The sequence below is a fragment of the Hymenobacter sp. genome, assembly GCF_036388155.1.
Lineage (GTDB): Bacteria > Bacteroidota > Bacteroidia > Cytophagales > Hymenobacteraceae > Hymenobacter.
The window spans coordinates 43,664-65,142 of the sequence record NZ_DASVSI010000016.1 but is presented as its reverse complement, the minus strand read 5'-3'; the positions used below and the strand labels follow the sequence as shown (position 1 = coordinate 65,142).

Sequence of the window (21,479 nt, the reverse complement as noted above, 5' to 3'; positions counted from 1 at the left end):
CCCCGGCGCGGGGCGAAATGAAATTTCGCGGTACTCGTTCTGCCCTCAACTTTTCAAGCGCAACCTTAGTAAAATTGACCGCCGGCCCGGTCTTTCCGTATTTTCGTGCATTATGCAACGCCTCGACCTCAAACAGCTCCTCTCGCAAAAGCTTAGCCCGCAGCAGATTCAGTTTATTAAGCTGCTGCAAATCCCTACGGCTGAGCTGGAAACGCGCATCAAAGAGGAAATGGAGGTAAACCCGGCCCTGGAAGAGGACGAGCCCGACGAGCCCGAAGAGCTGGACCGCGACGATGACAGCGACGACTCGGACGACCCCGACGCCAGCCTCGACAACGACGAAAACACCTTGGACGAGGACTTCGACGACCGCCGCGACGCCCCGGAAATGGCCGACGAGATGCCCGAGCCCGACCTCGCGCCGAAAGACGACAGCCCCGCCGACGACGCCCCCGACAACACCGACCTCGACCTGAGCGACTACCTCAACGACGACGAAATAGCCGGCTATAAGATGCAGGGCGACGGCCCCGGCGAGGAAGAGGAGCGCGACACGCCCCTGGCCGACACCAGCGGCTCGCTGCTGGATTCGCTGCTCGACCAGCTGCATTTTGCCGACTTGGACGAGCGGCAGGAGGCCATCGGCCAGCAGCTCATCGGGTCCATTGACGGCGACGGCTACATCCGGCGCGACCTCTCGGCCATTGCCAACGACCTGGCGTTTTCGCAAAACCTGGAAGTAACCGTGCCCGAAATTGAGGCCGTGCTGCGCGTGGTGCAGGGCTTCGACCCGCCCGGCATTGCCGCGCGCGACCTGCCCGAATGCCTGCTGCTGCAACTGGAACGCCGGCCCCAGGACGAGAACACGGTGAACGCCGAACGCATCCTGACGGAGACGTTCGACGAATTCACCAAGAAGCACTACCCGCGCATTCAGCAGAAACTGGACCTGGAAGACGAGGAGCTGAAAGAAGCCATCAACGTCATTCTGAAGCTGAACCCCAAGCCGGGCGGCAGCGGCCCCAGCGGGCTGGGCAAGACGCAATACCTGATGCCGGACTTCATTCTGACGAATGACAACGGCGTTTTCAACCTGACCCTGAATGCCCGAAACGCCCCCGAGCTGCGCGTGAGCCCGGCCTACACCGAGATGTTCCGGACCTACGACAAGGCGGCCAAGAAGGACCAGAAAATGAAGGAGGCCGTGACCTTCGTCAAGCAAAAGCTGGATTCGGCCAAGTGGTTTATCGACGCCATCCGGCAGCGGCAAAACACGCTGCTGCGCACCATGAACGCCATTGTGGAGCTGCAGCGCGACTTCTTTGCCGAGGGCGACGAGGGCAAACTCAAGCCGATGATTCTGAAGGACATCGCCCAGCGCATCGGCATGGATATTTCGACGGTGAGCCGGGTAGCGAACTCCAAATCCGTCCAGACGGAATTTGGCATTTACCCGCTTAAATACTTCTTCTCCGAAGGCATTGCCACCGACTCGGGCGAGGACGCCAGCAGCCGCGAGGTGAAGAGCATTTTGAAAGACCTCATTGGCAAGGAAAGCAAAAAGCGGCCACTCAGCGACGACAAGCTGGAAAAAATGCTCAACGCCCGCGGCTACAACATTGCCCGCCGCACCGTGGCCAAGTACCGCGAGCAGCTCAACATTCCGGTGGCCCGCTTGCGCAAAGAGCTGTAGCGCTTGCGGCTTGATGAGGAATGAAGCCTTGTCATTGCGAGCGCAGCGAAGCAATCCGTCCCGGTCTCAGCGACTAGCCTACTATTGTGAAAAGCCCTGACAGGCACGACCCCGGCACGGAGCATTGCCGGATTCGTGCCTGCCAGGGCTTTTTGTGTAGGTTTATCACAACAGAAAGTGAGTCGCTGAGACCAGGACGGATTGCCACGGCCTGCGGCCTCGCAATGACAACTCTTCATTCCTCATTGAGCCGCAGGCCTTCGCGTAGCGTTCTGTTTATTGTCTAGCATCTTTGTGATGCTATGACTGTGAACGCTACCCTACCTACCGACCCTACCGAATTACAAGCCCTGGTGCTGGCCGAACGCGCCCGCCGCGAGCAAGCCGAAGCCGTGGCGGCCCGCCTGAAGTCGGTGAGCCGCATCCCGGAGCTAAACCCCAACCCCATTCTGCGCTTGAACGGCGCCGGCGAACTGTTGCTCTCCAACCCGGCCGCCGCCCTGCTGGCGCAGGAGGTGCTGAGCACGGGGCCGTCGCGGGTGCGACCGCAGCTAGTACACGCCGCCGTACAGACGCTGCGAACCGGCGAGGTGGTCAATCGGGAAATCATGGCCGATGGCGAATACTACCTGCTGTTCACGGTGCCGGTGGTCGAGGAGGCCTACGCCATGCTTTACCTTACCAACGTGACGGCCCAGCGCCGGGCCGAGCAGGAAGTGCGCGAGCAGCGCGAGTTTTACGAGGCCATTCTGGCCCACTTGCCGGCGGTGGTGACGGTGCTCGACCCCGACCAGCGCTACCGCTACCTAAACCGCTACGCCGAGCCCGACCCCGCCAAGCGACAAGCCCGCGTCGGCCTCACGTTTGCCGAGCATGCGGCCGCCATTGGCTTGCCCCGGGAGCTGGCCGCGCGGCGGCGGCGCTTGTTTGAACGCGCCGTGACCACCCGCGAAATGGTGAACTGGGAAGAGCGGTGGCCGGGCGAGAACGGGGAAATTGCCCTGTATTGGCTGTGCTACTACCAACCTGTCTTCGGGCCCGACGGGGTGCTGCGCGAAATGATGTGCTACGGACTCGACATCACCATCCGGCGGCAGGCCGAGGTGCGCAGCCGGGACAGCGAAGCGCAGGTGCTGGCCCAGCAGTCGTTCACCAACCTCGTGCTCGACCTCAACCCCAACCTGATTTGGGTACGCGACGCGGAAGGCCACACGGTGTTCGAAAATGCTGGCATGAAGGCCCTGCGCCGCCACATCAGCGGGCTGGCCGAGACGGAGACCATGGAAGCAGCCCTTACCAAAGAAGAGCTTAAAATATCGGCCGAAGCCGACCAAAAGGTGCTGCAAACGGGCCAGCCCCTCACCATCACGGCCTCGGTGAAGCTGGCCAACGGCGAAGTGCGCTGGTTCCAAAGCGTGCGCTGCCCGCTGGTGCTGGCCGACGGCACCGCCCAGGTGTTGGGGGTGAGCACCGACATCACCGACCTGAAGCTAGCCCAACAAGCCGCCGAAGCCGCCGCCACGGCCCGCGAAAACTTCCTGGCCAACATGAGCCACGAAATCCGCACCCCGCTCAACGGCGTGCTGGGCATGACCAGCCTGCTGGCCAAAACGGGCCTCAGCGAACAGCAGCTTAACTATACGGCCATCATTCAGCACTCGGGGCGGCACTTGCTGAGCGTGGTGAACGACGTGCTGGACATGGCCAAAATCACGTCGGGCAAGCTCGATTTGGACCAGGCGGCTTTCAACCTCTGCGACTCGATGGGCAAGGCGGCCCAACCGCTGGTGATGCAGGCGCAGGAGAAAGGCATCCGGGTGCTGGGCACGCTGCTGCGCGACTCCTGCCCCCACCCCTGGGTGCTGGGCGACTCCTACCGCCTCAACCAGATTCTGATTAACCTGCTCTCCAACGCCATCAAGTTTACGCCCGCGGGCGGCACCGTGACGGTGGGCGGCTACTACGTGAGCGAAACCGACGACACGCTCACCACCGAGTTTCGGGTGACCGATACCGGCATCGGCATTGCGCCCGACAAGCTGGAGAGCATCTTCCAGGAATTCACCCAAGCCTACGCCGACACCACCCGGCAGTTTGGCGGCACGGGCCTGGGGCTGAGCATCAGCCGGGCCTTGGTTTCGCAGATGGGCGGCAAGCTCACGGTGCAGAGCGAGCCGGGCAAGGGCAGCTCGTTCTCCTTCGTGACCACCCTGCCCAAGGCCAGCGCCGAAGACCGACAAGCCGCGCTGGCCCCCTCGGCCCCGGTGCAGGAGGCCGCTGTGCGCGGCGCCCGCGTGCTGCTGGTGGAAGACAACCCCGTGAACCGCGAAGTAGCCCAGCTGCTGCTGGAAGGCCACGGCGTGGTGGTAGACGAGGCGGCCAGCGGCATCGAGGCCTTGGTGTTGTTCGAACAATACCGTTACGACGTGGTACTCATGGACATCCAAATGCCCGGCATGAACGGCTTGGAGGCCACAGCCCGCATTCGCGCGCACGCCAACCCCGTCAAGGCCGCTACCCCCATCCTGGCCCTCACCGCCAACGCCTTTCGGGCCGATGCCGAGAAGTACGCCGCGGCGGGCATGAACGACACCCTGCCCAAACCATTCGACGAAGCAGAGCTGCTCAGTAAAATTGCCTCGCTAATGGCCGGCGTGACCGAGCCGCTCGTGGACGTGGTTGCCGTGCCGGTAGCCGTACCGCCACTGGCTTCTTTGCAAGCGCAGAACCCCGTCCCTGCGGCGCCCGAAGATGCCACGCCACCAGCTGCCACCGCCGAGGCGCCGCTCTTCGACCTGGCGCTGCTGCACCAAACGGCGCACGGCAGCACCGTGTTCATGAACCGCATTCTGGCGTCGTTTCACACCAACACGCCCGGCAGTATCGCCGACCTGCGCACTGCCTTAGCAGCGGCCGACTGGCCTGCTGTGGCTGCGGTGGCGCACAAGCTGCGCCCGTCGCTGCGCCTGGTGGGAGCTGCCGCCGTGGCCCCCTACCTGGAAACAGTAGAAGCTGAAGCGTCTACCGAGGCACAGCGGCAGGAAGCAACGGCTGGCCTAATAGAAGCCTTAACAGAGCTGCTAACGGTATTGCCGCGGGAAGTGTCCGCCTAAGTGCCTTCCCAAACCATCCACTTGGCGCTTTGCGTGCACCACTAAGCTGTGCTTGCTGCGGTGCAGTATCCTCACCTGACCAAGTACAGCTTGGCGGTGCACGCAACAGTGTTTCAAGCAGCGGGCGCAACGGTGTTTCGCTCGAAATACTTTTTATCGCCGGCCTACGCGCCACTCGGCCGTGAGCTCGAAGTAGGGCAATAGCCGGCGGGTTTGGCGGTCCAGGTCGAGGGCCGAATAGCTGCTGCCGGCGAAGGGGCCTGTGCCCATGGTGTAGGTCGAATAAGTGCGCAGCCACTGCAGCCACACGCTGGCCGTGAGGTTGAAGTTGGTGGTGTGGCGCTCCACGGCCATTTCGGGGCCTTGCTGGCGGGTGATGTTGCGCAGGTAGATAAGGGCGGTAGGCGGCCCCGTGGGGGCATCCAGCAGCAGCGCTGCCCGGCCGTAGTTGCGCTGCTCCAGCAAGCGGTAGCCCAGGCGCAGGCTGGTGCTGCCGCGGGGCCCCACCCAGCTTTGCCTCGCGCCAGCCGAAAAATCGTGCGTGACGCTGGTGTCGAGCGGACTTTCGCGGAATTGCGACCAATTGAGCTGGCCCACCCGGTTTTCGCGGCGCACGTAGTCGGCCAGCAGCAGCAAGTGCGGCCGCAGCTGGTAGCTGATGTTTTGGGTTTGCTCCAGCACCCGGCTGGTGCGGTTGCGGCCCTGCTCGGTGGCGAGGTCGCGCACCTGGTAGCTCACCCACAAATGGTAAGTTGACCGGACGCTGAGTTTGCCCGGCGCCCAGGTGAAGCCCGGCTCCCAGTGCAGCAGGTGGTCGGTGTAGTTCTCGGCGCTCAGGCCGGCCCGAATGAACACCGTTTGGCGGTACTCGCCGGCCACGCCCAGCGTGGTGCGGAAGGCGCCGGCCCAGCGGCCCGTCCAGGTGAGCCGCGCCAGGTGCTGGGCTTCGTCGCGGGTTTGCTGGTTGTCTTTGCTGGGGGCGTCGACCCGCAGCAGCTGCGCCGAGCCGACCAAGGCCAGCGCGTGGCGCGGGGTGGGCACCCACGTGAGGCCGCCTTGCCACAGCGTGGTTTGCTCGGTAATGTCTTTGGCTTGCTCACGGGCCAGCGCGGTGGCCAGCCGCGCCGCGTTCAGGTTACGCGAATTGTCGAGGTAGTAGGCCCGGGTCCGCTCGCGGTAGTTGAAGCTGAGCGTGGTTTGAAGCTTGGGGCGGGCGAAGCGCAGCTCCTGGCGGGTATCCACTTCGCGCTGGCGGTAGCCCACGTCCTGCAGGGTGTCGGCCGTTTCGGATTGGCGGCGGTAGCGGAAGGCGCGCGTGGGCAGCAGCACGCTGTTGTCGGACCGCAGCGTTGCAAACGAGTTGATGCGGTAGGACGCGCCCGCCTGCGCCAGCACCGTATCGGACTGAATGCGCTGCACCGACCCCAGTAAGTAGTCTTCGGCGCGATTGGTGCGGTAGCCCACCCGGCCCTGCACCGTGAGCGGCGAGCTGGGCAGAAAAGCCTGTTCGCCCGCCGCTTCGGCCAGGAGCCGTTGCATGGTGCGGGGCCCCAGCGCCGCGCGCGTGCCCAGTACCCGCACGGCCCACGGGGCCACCGCCGGGCCGTTGGCAAAGTAGAGCGCCGCCGCATCGAAGCCGTAGGCGAAGCCGGCGTCGTCGCGCCCGTTGCGGCGGTCGGTGGCCAGGCCGCCCAGCACCGTCAGGCGCATTTGCGACAGCGAGTCGGCCGCGTTGCCGGGCCGTAGGCGGCGCTGGTAGCCCAGGCGGCCCAGCCACAGGCCGGTGCGGGTGGCGTTGGCCCGGCTCTGGTCGTAGTGGAGTTGCTGGCCAAGCTGCCAGTGGTTGGCTGCATCCAGCGTGAAGACGTGGGCGACGTCGGCCCCGTAGTCCTCGCGCACAAACGGCGGCGTGCCCCGCGAGTCGTAAATCATGTCGGTGCCCACCCGGTAGCGCAGCTGCTGCCGCGGCCCCAGGCGCAGGTAACCGCGGGCGCCGCTGGTTTGCACGAAGGTGCTCACGCCCACCCGCCGGGCCCGGGCCACGAGCAGCAGCGACGTGTCGGCCGCCGCCGACCGCAATCCGCTAAAAACCGGCCCAAACGGTGTGGCCCCAATCAGCACCTGGGCCCCCGCTTTTGTCGGCCCCAGCAGCAACATCAGGCCGATGATTGCTGCCGGCGCGGCGCGCCAAAGAGCCGCGCGGCAAGCTGCCCCGCTGCTGGTGCGCCACTCCGAAAAACACCAAATCATCAAGCCTGAAGGGTGCGCTATTTGCCTCTCTGCGGCACCGTTGCGGGAAGGTAATACATGGGCCGGTGTGGCTTAGAAAATAGTTTTTGCTTAGGTTAGTGGTAAGAATATCCGTGGGGTTCCGGCGTTGACACCTTAACTTGCTGGGCTCATTGCCTTCACGGCTTTTTCCTACTATCCTACCTATGAATATTTCTGTTATGACACGCCTGTTGGCCGCCGTGCCGCTGGTTTTTTCGCTACTAATGGCCGCGCCGGTTCAGGCGCAACGGGTACAGTGGGCCGCGCGTCTGGTCGCCGTTTCCTCTTACAAATCCGAAGGCAAGGACCCTTTCTCGCCCAGCCAAGTGCTGAGCACGCCCAACGCCTTGCCGCTGGGCCAAATCAGCAACGACGCCTGGATTCCGCGCAAGGAAGGGACCAACGAATTCATCGAAGTGCGCTTTGCGCGTTCCATCGCGGCCCAGCAGGTCACCATTGTGGAAAACTTCAATCCCGGCTCGATTGTAAAGGTTGAGCTGGTTGACACCAAGGGGGAACGCCACGAAGTGTATTCCAATCCCAACCCTGGCCCGCTGCCCGAGCCCTTCCGCACGCTGGAAATCCGCTTTCCGGCCGCCGACTACCGCACGCTAGGCGTGAAAGTGTACATGAACACCGCCAAGGTGGAAGGCGTGAACCAGATTGACGCCATCGGCATCGCCGACGTGGCCTCGACCATGGTGAAGCAAGCTTTTGATGCGCCCAAGGGCCCCGACGCCGTGGCCTCCACGCAGTTCGACTCGTCGCTGGTGAATTTGGGGCCCAACGTGAACACGCGCTACGTGGACACCCACCCCGTTATCTCGCCCGACGGCCGCACGCTGTACTTCGCCCGCCAGAGCCACCCCGGCAACATTGGCGGCAACCGCGACCCGCAGGACGTGTGGTACTCCACGCTGGTGAGCGGCAAAAACAAAACCTGGAGCCAAGCCAAAAACCTGGGCGGCCCCGTGAACACCACCGAAGACCCCAACGGCCTAGCCTCGGTGTCGGCCAACGGCCAGAACGCCATCCTCATCAACATTTACAACCGCGACGGCACCCTCGACCCCTTGGGTTGCAGCCTCACCAAGCGCACCCGCATGGGCTGGACGCCGCCGGTGAAGCAGGAAATCAAAGACTTTGTCAACCTCGACAAAGAGCACGTCGACTTCTTCCTGGCTACTTCGGGCAAGGCCCTGCTGATGGCCGTGGAGCGCCCCGACGGACGCGGCGGCCAGGACCTGTTTGTGAGCTTCCCGGTGCCCGACGCGCCCAACAACTGGACCAAGCCCAAGAGCCTGGGGCCAAACGTGAACACCGAGAAGTCGGATTTTGCCCCCTTCTTGGCGGCCGACGAAAAGACCCTGTATTTCGCCAGCGAAGGACGCGGCGGCTACGGCAAATCGGACATTTTCTACACCAAGCGCCTCGACGACACCTGGACCAACTGGAGCCCGCCCCGCAACCTGGGCCCGGTGGTGAACTCGCCCGATTTTGACGCTTACTACACCATTTCGGCCGCTGGCCAAGACGCCTACCTGGTGTCGTCGCGCAACGGCATCGACAACTCCAAGGACATCTTCCGTATTTCGCTGGCGCCTGCCTTCCAGCCCGAAGTGGTGACGCTGGTGACCGGCCGGGTGCTCGACGTGAACACCAAAAAGCCCATCCGGGCCATCATTCACTACGAAAACCTGCTCACGGGCGAGGAAATCGGCGTGACGGAAACCGACCCCATCGACGGCTCCTACACCATTGTGCTGCCCAGCGGCGTGCAGTACGGCATGCGCGCCGAAGCCAAAGGCTACATCGCCGAAAACGCCAACCTCGACGTGACGGCCAAAGACAAGTACTCGGAGCAGAAAGAGGACCTCTTCCTGGTGCCCTTCAACGTGGGCCAGACGGTGAAGCTCAACAACATCTTCTTCCAGCAGAGCAAGTATTACCTCAACACCAATTCCTATCCGGAACTGGCGCGCCTCATCCGCATCATGAAGGAGTATCCGAACCTGGAAATCAAGATTTCGGGCCACACCGACAACCAGGGCGACCCCGCCCTGAACCTCAAGCTCAGCCAGGACCGGGTGAACGAGGTGAAGAAATACCTCAGCTCCCGCGGCGTCAACGGCAGCCGCATTACCACCGAAGGCTTCGGCGGCAGCAAGCCCATTGCCAGCAACGACCAGGAAGAAACCCGCGCCAAAAACCGGCGCGTGGAATTCACCATCACCAAGAAGTAAACGCCTTGGGGGATGACAAAAAAGAAAGCCTGACCGTGTGGTCAGGCTTTCTTTTTTGGGCGGGGAGACGCGAAGCAGCGGCCTGCTCCGGCGGCTGGGCTAGCGCACCTGCCCGCGGATTTCTCCGCCTCGGTTCGCAGTGGAGTGCACGTTGGTGTAGACGTTGCCCGCTTCCATGGCAGCCACCAGGGCCGACAACGGCTGGCCGGCCAATGCTCCTTTGAGTTGGGCACGGGTGATGGTGCCTTCCGCAATTACGCCTTGTGGGCTAGGACCGGTAGCACCTACCAAGTCAACCACCACTCCGCCGTTGGCGCCTCTGGCGCCCACGTGCAAGTGGCCAAAAATCACGGATGTTTGAATGTTGGCCACAATCAGCTTGTAGGACATCGACAGGCCGTCTTTGCTGAGCTGATAAATGGCTTGGCCCGTGGCGTTGGTTGCCACGGCGGGCACTTCTTGGTCACCGGTGAGGTGGGCGCTAAAATTGCGGTTGGCTGACTTGGCATCGGCCGTTTGGGTGGCCGCCGCTTCCAGTTGGGGTTCGACGGACTCTTTTTGGCAGCTGCTAAGAAGCAGTCCGCTCGCAAGCAAAACGTACAGGGAATTCTTCATAAGTGTTGGGTTTGAAAGGTACTTGGTTGCTAATCAACCAGCTTACCCAACAACAGTTGTATTTATAGGACTAAATGCCAAAATATTATAAGTGAGCACAGGCTGTACCCGCCGGCGCGGGCCTTGCTGCGGGCACCAGAAGTGCGCGCCCTCGATAATAACCCGCTTTTCCTACGTATTGTCTACGACTGCCGCCCTTCTTCGCGGCCCGGCTTGATGCTGCCGCTGCCGCCAGGGTTGGCAATGGAGTCGCGCATTTCGGTGTCGGCCTGCACGTTGCGCATCTTGTAGTAGTCCATCACGCCGAGGTTGCCGCTGCGGAAAGCTTCGGCAATGGCTTTCGGGATTTCGGCTTCGGCGTCGACCACGCGGGACTTGGCTTCCTGGGTTTTGGCGCGGTTTTCCTGCTCCACGGCCACGGCCATGGCGCGGCGCTCTTCGGCCCGGGCTTCGGCCACGCGTAGGTCGGCGGCGGCCTGGTCGATTTGGAGCTTGGCGCCGATGTTTTCTCCAATGTCCACGTCGGCAATATCAATGGAGAGAATCTCGAAAGCCGTACCCGCGTCCAAGCCCTTGGATAGCACCAGCTTGGAAATCTTGTCGGGGTTTTCCAGCACTTCCTTGTGCGACTTGGAGGAGCCAATGCTCGTCACGATGCCCTCCCCTACCCGCGCCAGAATGGTTTCTTCGCCGGCGCCGCCCACCAGCTGGGCAATGTTGGCCCGCACCGTGACGCGGGCAATGACGATGAGCTGAATGCCGTCCTGCGACACGGCGGCCACGCTGGGCGTGTTGATGACCTTGGGGTTGACGCTGGTGGTCACGGCCTCAAACACGTTGCGGCCGGCCAAGTCGATGGCGGTGGCCTGCTTGAAGGTGAGCGGGATGTTGGCTTTGTCGGCCGAAATCAGGGCCTTGATGACGCTGGGCACGTTGCCGCCAGCCAAAAAGTGGGTTTCCAAATCATTGGCCGTCAACTGCAAGCCCGCTTTGGTGGAGGTAATCATCGAGTTGACAATGAGCGACGGCGGCACTTTCCGCACCCGCATAAATGCCAACTGAAACAAGCTGACCCGCACGCCCGAAAAAATGGCCGTGACCCACAAGCTGATGGGAAAGAAGTACAAGAACACCAGCAGCACCACGGCTGCGATGGCCAACGGAAAGAAGGGAAACTCCATGGGCGTAAGGTAAGGCGGATTTGGGCGCCGTGCTACGCCGCTGCCACCACAATACGGTTCTGCTCGATGCCCAGCACCCGCACCTCGCTGCCCGAGGCCACAAACTCGCCCCGCGTCACCGCCTCGCGCCGCTCTTCGCCGAACAGCACCGTGCCCGCAGGCCGCAACGCCGACAACGTGCGGCCCACCGTGCCGGGGGCCACGTCGGGCCGGCGCACGTCGCGCACGGTGGCGTTGTTCACGCTGGTCAGGGCCACCTTCGCCAGGTTTTTAGGTCGCAGCCCGACGTACACAATCAGGCCGGCCAGCAGCACCACACTAATTAGCGCGTAATGACCTAAGGGCGTACCCAAGTCGCGGTAGCCCAGCCACACGCCTATTACCAGCAGCACAAAGCCGACCGCGCCCACGATGGTGGTGCCCGGAATGAAAATAACCTCAGCCGCAACAAACAGCAGGCCGAATAACAACAGCATCGCAATGGTGAGCCAGGGCATGGTGAGGAGAAAATGGGTGAATTGTTAGGAAAGAGGCGCGAATTTGATAAACCGAAAAAACGCCATGCTGAGCTGGCCGAAGCTTCTCTGCCGCAACGCTATGGCCGTTTCTGTATTGGCTACGTGCCGGTCCGACGCCGTAGGCGTCCGACCGGGTGTTGGTCGGCCGAAATCAACGGGCCGTCTCGGGTTGCGACAACCGGTCGGACGCCTACGGCGTCGGACCGGCAGTTAGTTGCGCGGGAGAGATGCTTCGACAAGCTCAGCATGACGGTCTATGGGCTCAGTTCTTACATCTAATCTAACAAACGCCTAGGCGCTTGCGTGCAATACGGGCCTGTTCTAGTACGCCCGGGCGAAATAGGCGCGGCGGGTGCTGGGCTTGCCCGTCACCATGCAGATGCCGTCTTCGTCGGGCTCGGCCAGGGCCAGGCAGCGCACGGTGGCTTTGGTTTCTTCTTTGATGCGCTCTTCGGTTTCGGAAGTGCCGTCGTAGTGGGCCAGCAGGAAACCCGGCTCCTCGTCCAGCATCCGCTTGAACTCGTCGTAGCTGCCGACGCGGGTGGTGCGGGTGTCACGAAATTTCTTGGCCCGCTGGTAGATATTGACTTGAATGTCGTCCAGCAGTTGGGCGACGCTGGCCACGATGTCGGCCAGGGGTAAGCTCAGCTTCTCTTTGGTGTCGCGGCGAGCCACTTCCACGGTGCCGGCGTCGAGGTCGCGCGCGCCAATGGCCAGGCGCACGGGCACGCCCTTCATCTCCCACTCGGCAAACTTGAAGCCGGGGCGCTCGGTATCGCGGCTGTCCACTTTCACGGCGATGCCGCGGGCAATGAGCCCTTGCTGAATGGGCCGGATGCGCTCGAGCAGCGCGTCCAGCTCGCCGGTTTTATAAATGGGCACGATGACCACCTGAATGGGCGCCAGCTTGGGCGGCAGCACCAGGCCTTCGTCGTCGGAATGCGCCATCACGAGGGCGCCCATCAGGCGGGTGCTCACGCCCCAGCTGGTGCCCCACACGTGCTCAAGGCCACCTTCTTTGTTGGCGAACGTCACGTCAAAGGCTTTGGCGAAGTTCTGGCCCAGAAAGTGGCTGGTACCGGCCTGCAGGGCCTTGCCGTCCTGCATCAGCGCCTCGATGCAGTAGGTGTCCTCGGCGCCGGCGAACCGCTCGTTGGGCGTTTTCACGCCTTTTACCACGGGCAGCGCCATGTGCTCTTCGGCAAATTCGGCGTACACGTCCAGCATCTGGCGGGTTTCAGCCACGGCTTCTTCGGCGGTGGCGTGGGCGGTGTGGCCTTCTTGCCACAAGAATTCAGCTGTGCGCAGAAACAGGCGCGTGCGCATTTCCCAGCGCACCACGTTGGCCCATTGGTTGATGAGCAGCGGCAGGTCGCGGTAGCTCTGAATCCAGTTTTTGTAGGTGCTCCAGATGATGGCTTCCGACGTAGGGCGCACCACCAGCTCTTCTTCCAGCTTGGCGTTGGGGTCCACGCGCAGCTTGCCGGGCCGGTCGGGGTCGGTTTGGAGGCGGTAGTGGGTCACCACGGCGCACTCTTTGGCGAAGCCTTCGGCGTTTTTCTCCTCGGCCTCAAACAGGCTTTTGGGGATGAAGATGGGGAAATAGGCGTTTTCGTGGCCGGTGCGCTTGAACATATCGTCCAATTGGCGCTGCATTTTTTCCCAAATGGCATAGCCGTAGGGTTTAATGACCATGCAGCCGCGCACGGCGGAGTTTTCGGCCAGGCCGGCGCGCTTCACTAACTCGTTGTACCAAAGCGAATAATCTTCTTGGCGGGTAGGCAACTTTTTGCTCATTGGAGGCATCTTAGAAGTAATTGAAAAAGTTCCAAACTCTGGTACAAGATTTGACTTGATTAAGTGGCACCGTTTCGGGGTCAAATTACGTTACTAAAGCTCGGACCTGGTATTGACCGCGCACGAGCCATTGGTTGCTTTCGGAGAGGAGTTGCGAGGCGCTTTTTTCGTTTTAGTTAATGAAAAAGTCCTGACAATTATCACCTTTATTCAGCTGCCGCCGTTTGCGTTGTTACTTTACCGTAGGTCGTCTCACTTTTCTCCTTTTCAGCCATGAAAAACCTGCTCACCGCTCTCCTGCCCGCTTTGGCCCTGCTTGCGCTGGGTGGCTGTGCGGGCACGGCGGCCCTTAGCTCGTCGGAAGACGACGGGGTCTATTATTCTTCCAAAGACCGCACCACTGCCGTGGTGAGCGCGGCGCCGGCACAAGAGCCCGCCAGCACCGACGAGGCCGCCAACCCCGACTACAACGGCAACACCGACAACTCGACGGCGCGCCAGCGTCAGCAGAACAACGGTTCCGACCAGTATTACGACAACACCTACACCTACATGCAGGGCGTGAATCCCGGCGTAACCTACTACACCCCGTATAGCCCCTACACCAGCCTGAACTACGCCTATGGCGGGGCTTGGGGCCTGGGCGGCTGTGGCTTCTCGCCCTACGGCGTGTACGACCCTTTCTGCAGTTCAGCCTTCTACAGCCCCTTCTACAGCCCTTGGGGCTATGGTTCGGGCATTAACATCAGCCTGGGCTTTGGGCGGCCGTGGGGCTACGGCGGGTACGGTGGTTTTGGCCGTCCCTTGTACGGCTATGGCTACGGTGGCGGCTTTTACGACCCCTTCTATTACTCCAGCCCCTTCTACGGCGGGTACTACGGCCGGGGTGGCTACTACGGCAACAGCTATGGCTACGGCAACCGCTACAATGGCAACGGTAATGACAACGGTCGCGGCAATCGCCAGGCTTCGGGCCCGCGGCGTGACCGCGCAGTTGAGGGCCGTTATTCGGCCGGCAGCGGCGTTAGCAGCCCCAACACGCCCGTTACCGGCGGCAGCCCAACCGGTGGCCGCATGCGCAGCGAAGAGCGCGTGACCCAGTCCAACCCCACGCCGCAGCCCTCTGCTCCGATGCCCACCGAAGGCCGCGTCCGCGCCGAAGGCATGACGGCCGCTCCGGCCGTGGAAGCCACTCAGCTACGGGACGAAAACGGCTACAACCGCCCGCGCCGCCTTTCCCGCACCGACCAGCCGGTGTACCGCGACATGACCCAACCCACGGCACAGCCCCTTGACGCGGGCCAGGTGCTGACCGACGACGTCCGCGGTGGTCGCCGCCGCTCAGAGATTGCCAACGAGCGCGACCGGTTGCAGCCGCAAGCCCAGCCAGAGGCTCAGCCCCAGGAAGGCCAGCGCCGCCGGGGCGGGTTCTTCCAGAGCCCGACCATGCAGCCCAGCGCGGCACCCCAGCAAGCGGCCGAGCAGCCCCGCCGCCAGCGCTACGACCAGCCCCGTCCCGAGCGGACGTATGAGCAGCCCCAGCAGCGCTCGTATGAGGCGCCGCAGCGTGCTAGCCAGCCTTCCTACTCGCAGCCCTCGTACTCGGCTCCCTCCAATAGCGGCGGTGGCGGTGGTGGCGGCCGTGGTGGCCGGGGCCGGGCCGACTAATATGGCCCGTTGATTGGTTTATTTTTTCTGCAGTCTCATTCCCCAAGCGAGCCGGCCCAACGGCCGGCTCCTTTTCTTCCACCCCCTATGAAAACACGGATAATCTGGCTTAGCCTGGCCCTCACAGCAGGGTCGGCCGGCCACGCCTTTGCCCAAGGTGCCAGCGACGCGCTGCGCTATTCCCGCCTCCAGTTTGGCGGGCCCGCCCGCACCCAGGGCATTGGCGGGGCCAACGTGGCGCTCGGCGCCGACTTTGGCAACCTCACCAGCAACCCGGCCGGCCTGGGCCTGTTTCAGCGGTCGGAGTTGCATTTCACGCCGGGCATTGGCCTGGGCTCGGGCGACGCGCGCATCCTTGGCGGCAGCAGCTCGGCCCAAAGCGAAAGCAAGAACAGTTTCCACATAGCCAGTGCCGGCCTGGTGCTCACCAACCGCCGGCCTGATGACGACCAGAGCACCAATTGGCGGGCCGGCAGCTTTGCGCTGGGTTTCACCCGCACGGCCGACTTCAACATTGCCTCGCGCTACCAAGGTACGGTGGGCAACAACGCATCGTTTCTGTCGCGCCTGCGGCCGGCGGCCGATGCGGCCCGCGGCACCGCCGCCTTCAACGACCTGGACGACCAATTCGACAACGAGGACTACCGCACCGACCTGGGCATTGCCTATGGCACTTACCTGGCCGACATTCGGCGGGCCCGCTTGGGCAACCGGGCCGACTCGGCGGTGGTGCTGCGCCAGCAGGGCAGCGTGCTCAACCAAAGCGAATTGACCACGAGTTCGGGGTCGGTTTCTCAGTTTGACTTTGGGTACGGGGCCAGCTACCGCGACAAGCTGTACATCGGCGGCGCCATTGGCATTGTCAGTTCCAACTACACGCGGACGCGCACGCTGACCGAGGCCGACACCGACCCGAACACCTACTTCAACAGCCTCACCAGCAGAGACGAACTGAAGACCACGGGCACGGGCTTCAATGCGCGCATCGGGGTTATTTATCGGGCCACCGACATCGTGCGCCTGGGTGCTTCGGTTCAAACGCCTACGTTCATGCGGCTCACCGACACGTTTAGCGAGAGCCTCACCTCGAACTTCGACGGACAAGGCACCGACAACGTGCCGGCAGACTTGCCCATTGGTGCAACCACGGCGTCTTTTCCAACGGACGACTTCGACTACGAGCTCACCACGCCTTTCCGGGCCAATGGCGGCGTGGCCGTGACTCTGGGCAAATACGGCTTCGTGACCGGCGATGTGGAGTACGTAGGCTACAGCCAAGCTCGCCTCACCAACGCCGAGGAAGACGCCAACGCCAACATTCAATCCCTGTACAAGAACACGGTCAACCTGCGCTTCGGGGCCGAGGGACGCTTCGATGTGTTCCGGGCGCGCCTGGGTTTTGCCCGCTACGGCGACGCCTTCAAAGACGGTGGCAACAGCCAAGGCCCGCAGAACTTCTACACCGCCGGTTTGGGTCTGCGCCAAAGCAACTTCTTCCTGGACGTGGCGGGCGTGTACACCACCTTCGACCGCGTGTACCGGCCCTACACGCTGAACAGCGGCGCCGAACCCGTGATTGACGTGACCAACAGCCGCTTCACGACCAGCGTAACCGCCGGCTTCACGTTCTAATTCGCGTTGCACTAATGGTGCGCCAACGAAAAAGCCGCTCCTCATTGGAGCGGCTTTTTTGTTGGCGCATGCCGAAGAACTTACTTCTGCACTTTCACGCTGAGGCGAAGCACGGGCGCAGTGCCCGTGACGATGTCTGACACCAGGATGAGACCCGTGTAGGTATCGCTTCCTTCCTCAACCTGAAAGGCCCACACCCTTTCCTCTGCTAGCGCGCCCGTTGACTGGACGGCCGGCGAGCCGGCGGCGAAGGCCGCCGTGAAACTTGCGGTGGTCTGGGCCTGGTTGAACTGCGTGGGCGTGAGCGCGGTGAGGCGCAGCTGCGTGAGGCGGCGGTTACCGAGCGGCCAGCTCTGCCCCGACAGCGCGACGGTGTTTGCGTCGCCGGGCGAGTTTAGGCTGATGCCAGTGCCCGCGGGCGTTACCTGGCAAATCAAATCCACCAACTGTTGGTTGGCTTGCAGCGAAGCTTCCTGGTTAATCAGAGCGTACTTGGGCAGCAGCAAGCCGTAGCGAAGGCTAAGGAACACGCGCGACTGGTCGCGGGCTACGGCCTCGGGTGCCGGTGTGCGGGGCAGGGGCCGGATGACGGCGGCGTAGCTGTGGAACACCGCCAATGAGTCGGATTTGCGCACGGTGAGGCGGTAGCCGCGGGTCGTGCTTTTGGCCGGGGTGTCGTCGTCGGAAAACGTATACCGCCACTGCTCTATGCCCGACGTGGAACGTGCCGAAAAACGGTTTTCAAACAAGTTCTCCTTGCCGCTGCGGTCAGTTGCCAAGGGCGCCAGCAAAGAATCCACGTACACCAGGGTTTGGGGGGCGGGGCCATCGCTGCGGGTGAAAGCGGTGAGAGGCAACGGATAAATAAAGGGGGTGAGGCCCGGCTCATAATCTACCGTGATGCGCACTCGCTTGACTACTCGGTTGTCGCGGGCCGAAGCAAACGCGCGCGTCACCAAGGTATCGTTGGCGGCCACTAGCCGGTCGCTGGAAGTGAGGGTGGTGGTGCCGATGAAGTCAACCCGCACGTCCGGCACGGGGTTGTCGGCGCAGGAGCTCAGCAGCACGGGCAGCAGGAGAAGCAGGAAGCGGAAACGCATGGCACAAAGGTAGCGGGAGGGCCGGCGTGCGCAGGTGCTGCGAGCCGGTAGTACCTTTAACGTTCGGTTCCCTCCCTTATTTCGCTCACGCTAACTCACTCCATGCGTTTTCATTTTTTTGCGCTGGCCGCGCTTCTGGCCGTCAATGGCCCGGCTTTGGTGCCGGGGGTTGCTTCCTCCACCGCTCAGGCCCAGCAAAAGCTGCCGCTGACGTTGGAAGACATTTGGGCCAAGCCCACCTTCCGCTCGGCCAGCGTGCCGGGCTTCAACTGGATGAATGACGGCCGCTACTACTCGGCGCTGGAAAACGGCAGCTTGGTGCAGCACGAAGTGACCACCGGCAAAGCCGTGCAGACGCTGGTGGAAGCCGCCGACCTGAAAGTGGCCGGCGCCGACAAGCCCCTGGACGTGGACGGCTACTCCTTCAACGCCAACGAGCAGAAAATCCTGTTCACCACCGCCACGGAGCCCATCTATCGGCGCAGCGCCCAGTCGAGCTACTACGTGTTCGACCGCGGCACCAAGAAACTGACGGCGCTGAGCACCGGCAAGCAAGGGTATGCCACGTTCTCGCCCGACGGCCAGCGCGTGGCCTTCACCCGCGACAACAACGTGTTTGTGACGGACCTGGCCACGATGAAGGAAACGGCCGTGACCACCAACGGCGTCAAAAACAACCTCATCAACGGCTCGGCCGACTGGGTGTACGAGGAGGAGTTTGGCTTCGCGCAGGGCTTCTTCTGGTCGCCGGATAGCAAGCAGCTGGCCTACTACACCTTCGACGAAAGCCAGGTCCCCGAGTACGACATGCAGCAGTGGGGCGGCCTCTACCCCAAGGAATACCGCTTCAAATACCCCAAGGCCGGCGAGAAAAACTCGGTGGTGCTTGTGAGCACCTACGACGTGGCCAGCGCCCGCACCACCAAGATGGACGTGGGCCCCGAGCCCGACCAGTACATCCCGCGCGTGCAGTGGACCACGGCCCCCAACACCCTCAGCATCCAGCGCCTCAACCGCCTGCAGAACAAGCTCGAAATCCTGCACGCTGACGCCAGCACCGGCAAAACCAAGGTGGTGCTGACCGACACGAACCCGGCTTACGTAGAAATCAACGACGATTTGAACTACCTGGCCGGGGGCAAGCAGTTCGTGTTCACCAGCGAAAAAGACGGCTACCAGCACCTCTACCTGCACGACATGAACGGCAAGCAGGTGCGCCAGCTCACGAAGGGCAACTGGGAAATCAGCCAGATTAACGGCTTCGACCCCAAAACCGGGTTCGTGTACTACACCAGCACCGAGGGCTCGCCCCTGCAGCGCCACCTGTACCGCATCAACCTGAAAGGCTCGGGCAAAAAGCGCATCAGCGACGCCGGCAGCGGCACCGACGTAGTGAACATGAGCCCCGACACCAAGTACTTCCTCAACGTGCACTCCTCGGCCGGCGTGCCCACCGTGACCAGCCTGCGCGAAGGCGCCACCGGCAAGCTGGTGAAAACCCTGGAGGACAACGCCAAGCTGCGCGAAACCCTGACCAAATACGACCTGGGCAAGTTTGAATTCTTCACCTTCAAAACGTCGGAAGGCGTGGACCTGAATGCGTGGATGATAAAGCCCAGCAACTTCGACCCCAACAAGAAATACCCAGTGCTGATGCACGTGTACGGCGGGCCCAGCTTCGGGAGCGGCAGCACGCAAACCGTGCTCGACAACGCCGGCGGCGGCACCGCCCTCACCAACTACCTCTGGCACCACATGCTGGCCCAACAGGGCTACATCGTGGTGTCGGTGGAAAACCGGGGCACTTCGGGCCGCGGCTCGGCCTTCCGCAAGGCCACTTACGCCAACCTGGGCAAGCTGGAAACCATCGACCAGGCCGAAGGGGCCAAGTACCTCGGCGGCCTGCCCTACGTGGACAAGTCGCGCATCGGCATCTGGGGCTGGAGCTACGGCGGCTATATGACCTCGCTGGCCATGACCAAAAACGCTGAGCTTTTCAAGATGGGCATTGCCGTGGCCCCGGTCACCAACTGGCGTTACTACGACAGCGTGTACACCGAGCGCTACCTCAAAACGCCTCAGGAAAACGCCGCGGGTTACGACGAGAACTCACCCGTGCAGTTTGCCCAAAACCTGAAGGGCAAGTTCCTGCTCGTGCACGGCACCGGCGACGACAACGTGCATTTCCAGAACTCCATCGCCTTCGTCGACGCCCTCATCAAGGCCAACAAGGATTACCAGACGCTGTACTACCCCAACCGCAACCACGGCATCTCGGGCGGCAACACGCGCCTGCACCTCTACCGCCAAATGACCAACTTCGTCACCAGCAATTTGTAGGCACGTAGGGCAAACGCTTGCTTCTGTAAGTGCGAGGCGCCGGCCCGATTTGGGTCGGCGCTTTTTTGTGCTGCCACAATTTTTAGCAGTAGCAACTACTAAATAGAAACGCGTCCGTATTCACTCAATCAAGTAAAAAACGTTGATGAATATAAATTATCTTAATTCAACTTGTATTAATTTTTTACAGATTTGAAATACTGCATAACTTTAACATCCGGGAATACCCAGGTTAATTCATACTGCTGAACAGCCTTATTCACAATTATTAGCTCCTGCGAATAGCCATTTCTTCCTTATGAGAATAAGCGTAATTGTGCCGGTTTTCAAAGTGGAACAGCACATCGAGAGCTGTATTCGGTCAATTATTGCGCAGACCTACAAGGGCATGGAATTGATACTGGTGGACGACTGCTCGCCGGATAACTCCACAGAATTGGCGCAGGCACTGCTGGAGCAGCACAACTTTCCGGTTTACACCATCATCAAGCACACCAGAAACAGGGGTTTGTCGGCCGCTCGGAACACAGGCTTGGCCGCCGCCAATGGCGAGTTGGTGCTGTTCATCGACAGCGACGACACGGTGGAGCCCACCATGTTGGAAGAAATGGCCGCCCTGCAACAGGAACACGACGCCGACATCGTAGTGTGCAACGCCCTACGCATTTTCATGAATGAGACTCAGCCGGCTAAACCGATGAAGTCCACACTGGTTGGCTTGGTGGACAGCGCCACCGCCGTGAAAGCCATCTTGACTTTTAAAGAGAAGGCATATGTCTGGAAGAACCTCTACCGCAAGTCGTTGTTCGACACCATCAAGTTCACCGAGAACGTGTATTACGAAGACAGCATCATTCAGCCCCTGCTGTGGAAGGAGGCCCGGAAGCTGTACTTCCACCCCAAGGCGCTGTACAACTATTTGAAGCGGTCGAACTCCATCACCGCGCAGCTGGGACAACTCACAAACTACGAGGCCATTCCCGACTGCTTCCGGGAAATGGAGGAGAATTTTTCAAAAGACGTCCGCGTGAGCGGCGAGCTACGCGCCAGCCTGCTGCGGTTCACCTACACCTGGATACGCAACCTGACCCTGACCATCAGCGCGTCGGACCTGCCGTATGACCAACTGGAACCCACTTTGCAAAAATACCGCGGCTACATTAAGTCCACCAACCTGCTGCGAATCAATGGCCGGCAAGACAAGCTGTTGCCCGTTTTTCTGACCATCCTGAAAGTGAGTCCCTACCTGTATTGGCGCCGGTTTTCCTCCCGAATTGCCAAGAGCCCGGTTCCGTAATTCCAGCGCCC

13 protein-coding genes are annotated in these 21,479 nt (G+C 61.9%); 7 read left to right on the top strand and 6 right to left on the bottom strand.

Going from position 1 to position 21,479, the window contains the following annotated elements; translation table 11 throughout:
- Positions 1–112: 112 nt before the first annotated feature.
- Complete coding sequence (gene rpoN, locus VF629_RS02500) at positions 113–1,693, top strand: RNA polymerase factor sigma-54 (protein ID WP_331056870.1); 1,581 nt, start codon at positions 113–115, stop codon at positions 1,691–1,693.
- Positions 1,694–2,001: 308 nt separating this feature from the next.
- Complete coding sequence (locus VF629_RS02495) at positions 2,002–4,806, top strand: response regulator (RefSeq protein ID WP_331056869.1); 2,805 nt, start codon at positions 2,002–2,004, stop codon at positions 4,804–4,806.
- Positions 4,807–4,959: 153 nt separating this feature from the next.
- On the opposite strand, the gene VF629_RS02490 is transcribed toward VF629_RS02495, so the two are convergent.
- Positions 4,960–7,056: a hypothetical protein gene (locus tag VF629_RS02490; RefSeq protein ID WP_331056868.1), complete on the bottom strand. Its 2,097-nt coding sequence runs from the start codon at positions 7,054–7,056 to the stop codon at positions 4,960–4,962.
- Between the two features lie 185 nt (positions 7,057–7,241).
- On the opposite strand from VF629_RS02490, the gene VF629_RS02485 reads away from it, so the two are divergent.
- Positions 7,242–9,320, top strand: a complete 2,079-nt coding sequence (locus tag VF629_RS02485) for an OmpA family protein (RefSeq protein WP_331056867.1) — start codon at positions 7,242–7,244, stop codon at positions 9,318–9,320.
- A 99-nt stretch (positions 9,321–9,419) separates the two neighbouring features.
- Here the strand turns inward: VF629_RS02485 and VF629_RS02480 are convergent, their stop codons facing one another.
- From VF629_RS02480 to proS, 4 genes are all read right to left on the bottom strand, one after another.
- Positions 9,420–9,935, bottom strand: coding sequence for a CHRD domain-containing protein (locus VF629_RS02480; protein WP_331056866.1), 516 nt, complete (start codon positions 9,933–9,935; stop codon positions 9,420–9,422).
- Between the two features lie 182 nt (positions 9,936–10,117).
- A complete protein-coding gene (floA, locus tag VF629_RS02475; RefSeq protein ID WP_331056865.1) occupies positions 10,118–11,116 on the bottom strand; it encodes a flotillin-like protein FloA in 999 nt (332 codons plus the stop codon).
- A gap of 32 nt (positions 11,117–11,148) precedes the next feature.
- Entirely contained in the window at positions 11,149–11,613 is a 465-nt protein-coding gene (locus tag VF629_RS02470; protein ID WP_331056864.1) for an NfeD family protein, read from the bottom strand.
- A 342-nt stretch (positions 11,614–11,955) separates the two neighbouring features.
- Positions 11,956–13,431, bottom strand: coding sequence for a proline--tRNA ligase (proS, locus tag VF629_RS02465; RefSeq protein ID WP_331056863.1), 1,476 nt, complete (start codon positions 13,429–13,431; stop codon positions 11,956–11,958).
- A 273-nt stretch (positions 13,432–13,704) separates the two neighbouring features.
- Here proS and VF629_RS02460 point away from each other — a divergent pair, with 273 nt between their 5' ends.
- Both VF629_RS02460 and VF629_RS02455 read left to right on the top strand, forming a co-directional pair.
- Positions 13,705–15,099, top strand: a complete 1,395-nt coding sequence (locus VF629_RS02460; protein WP_331056862.1) for a hypothetical protein — start codon at positions 13,705–13,707, stop codon at positions 15,097–15,099.
- Between the two features lie 87 nt (positions 15,100–15,186).
- A complete protein-coding gene (locus VF629_RS02455; protein WP_331056861.1) occupies positions 15,187–16,731 on the top strand; it encodes a hypothetical protein in 1,545 nt (514 codons plus the stop codon).
- A gap of 80 nt (positions 16,732–16,811) precedes the next feature.
- On the opposite strand, the gene VF629_RS02450 is transcribed toward VF629_RS02455, so the two are convergent.
- Positions 16,812–17,831 (bottom strand): hypothetical protein, encoded by a 1,020-nt coding sequence (locus VF629_RS02450; protein ID WP_331056860.1) that lies wholly within the window; start codon positions 17,829–17,831, stop codon positions 16,812–16,814.
- A gap of 102 nt (positions 17,832–17,933) precedes the next feature.
- Between VF629_RS02450 and VF629_RS02445 the strand changes: the two genes are divergently transcribed.
- Together VF629_RS02445 and VF629_RS02440 are read left to right on the top strand one after the other, a co-directional pair.
- Positions 17,934–20,171 carry a S9 family peptidase gene (locus VF629_RS02445; protein ID WP_331056859.1) on the top strand — a complete coding sequence of 746 codons (2,238 nt, stop codon included), beginning with the start codon at positions 17,934–17,936 and terminating at the stop codon, positions 20,169–20,171.
- Positions 20,172–20,469: 298 nt separating this feature from the next.
- The gene (locus VF629_RS02440) at positions 20,470–21,468 is read left to right on the top strand and encodes a glycosyltransferase family 2 protein (RefSeq protein ID WP_331056858.1); all 999 of its coding nucleotides are present in this window, start codon (positions 20,470–20,472) and stop codon (positions 21,466–21,468) included.
- The last annotated feature ends 11 nt before the right edge of the window (positions 21,469–21,479 follow it).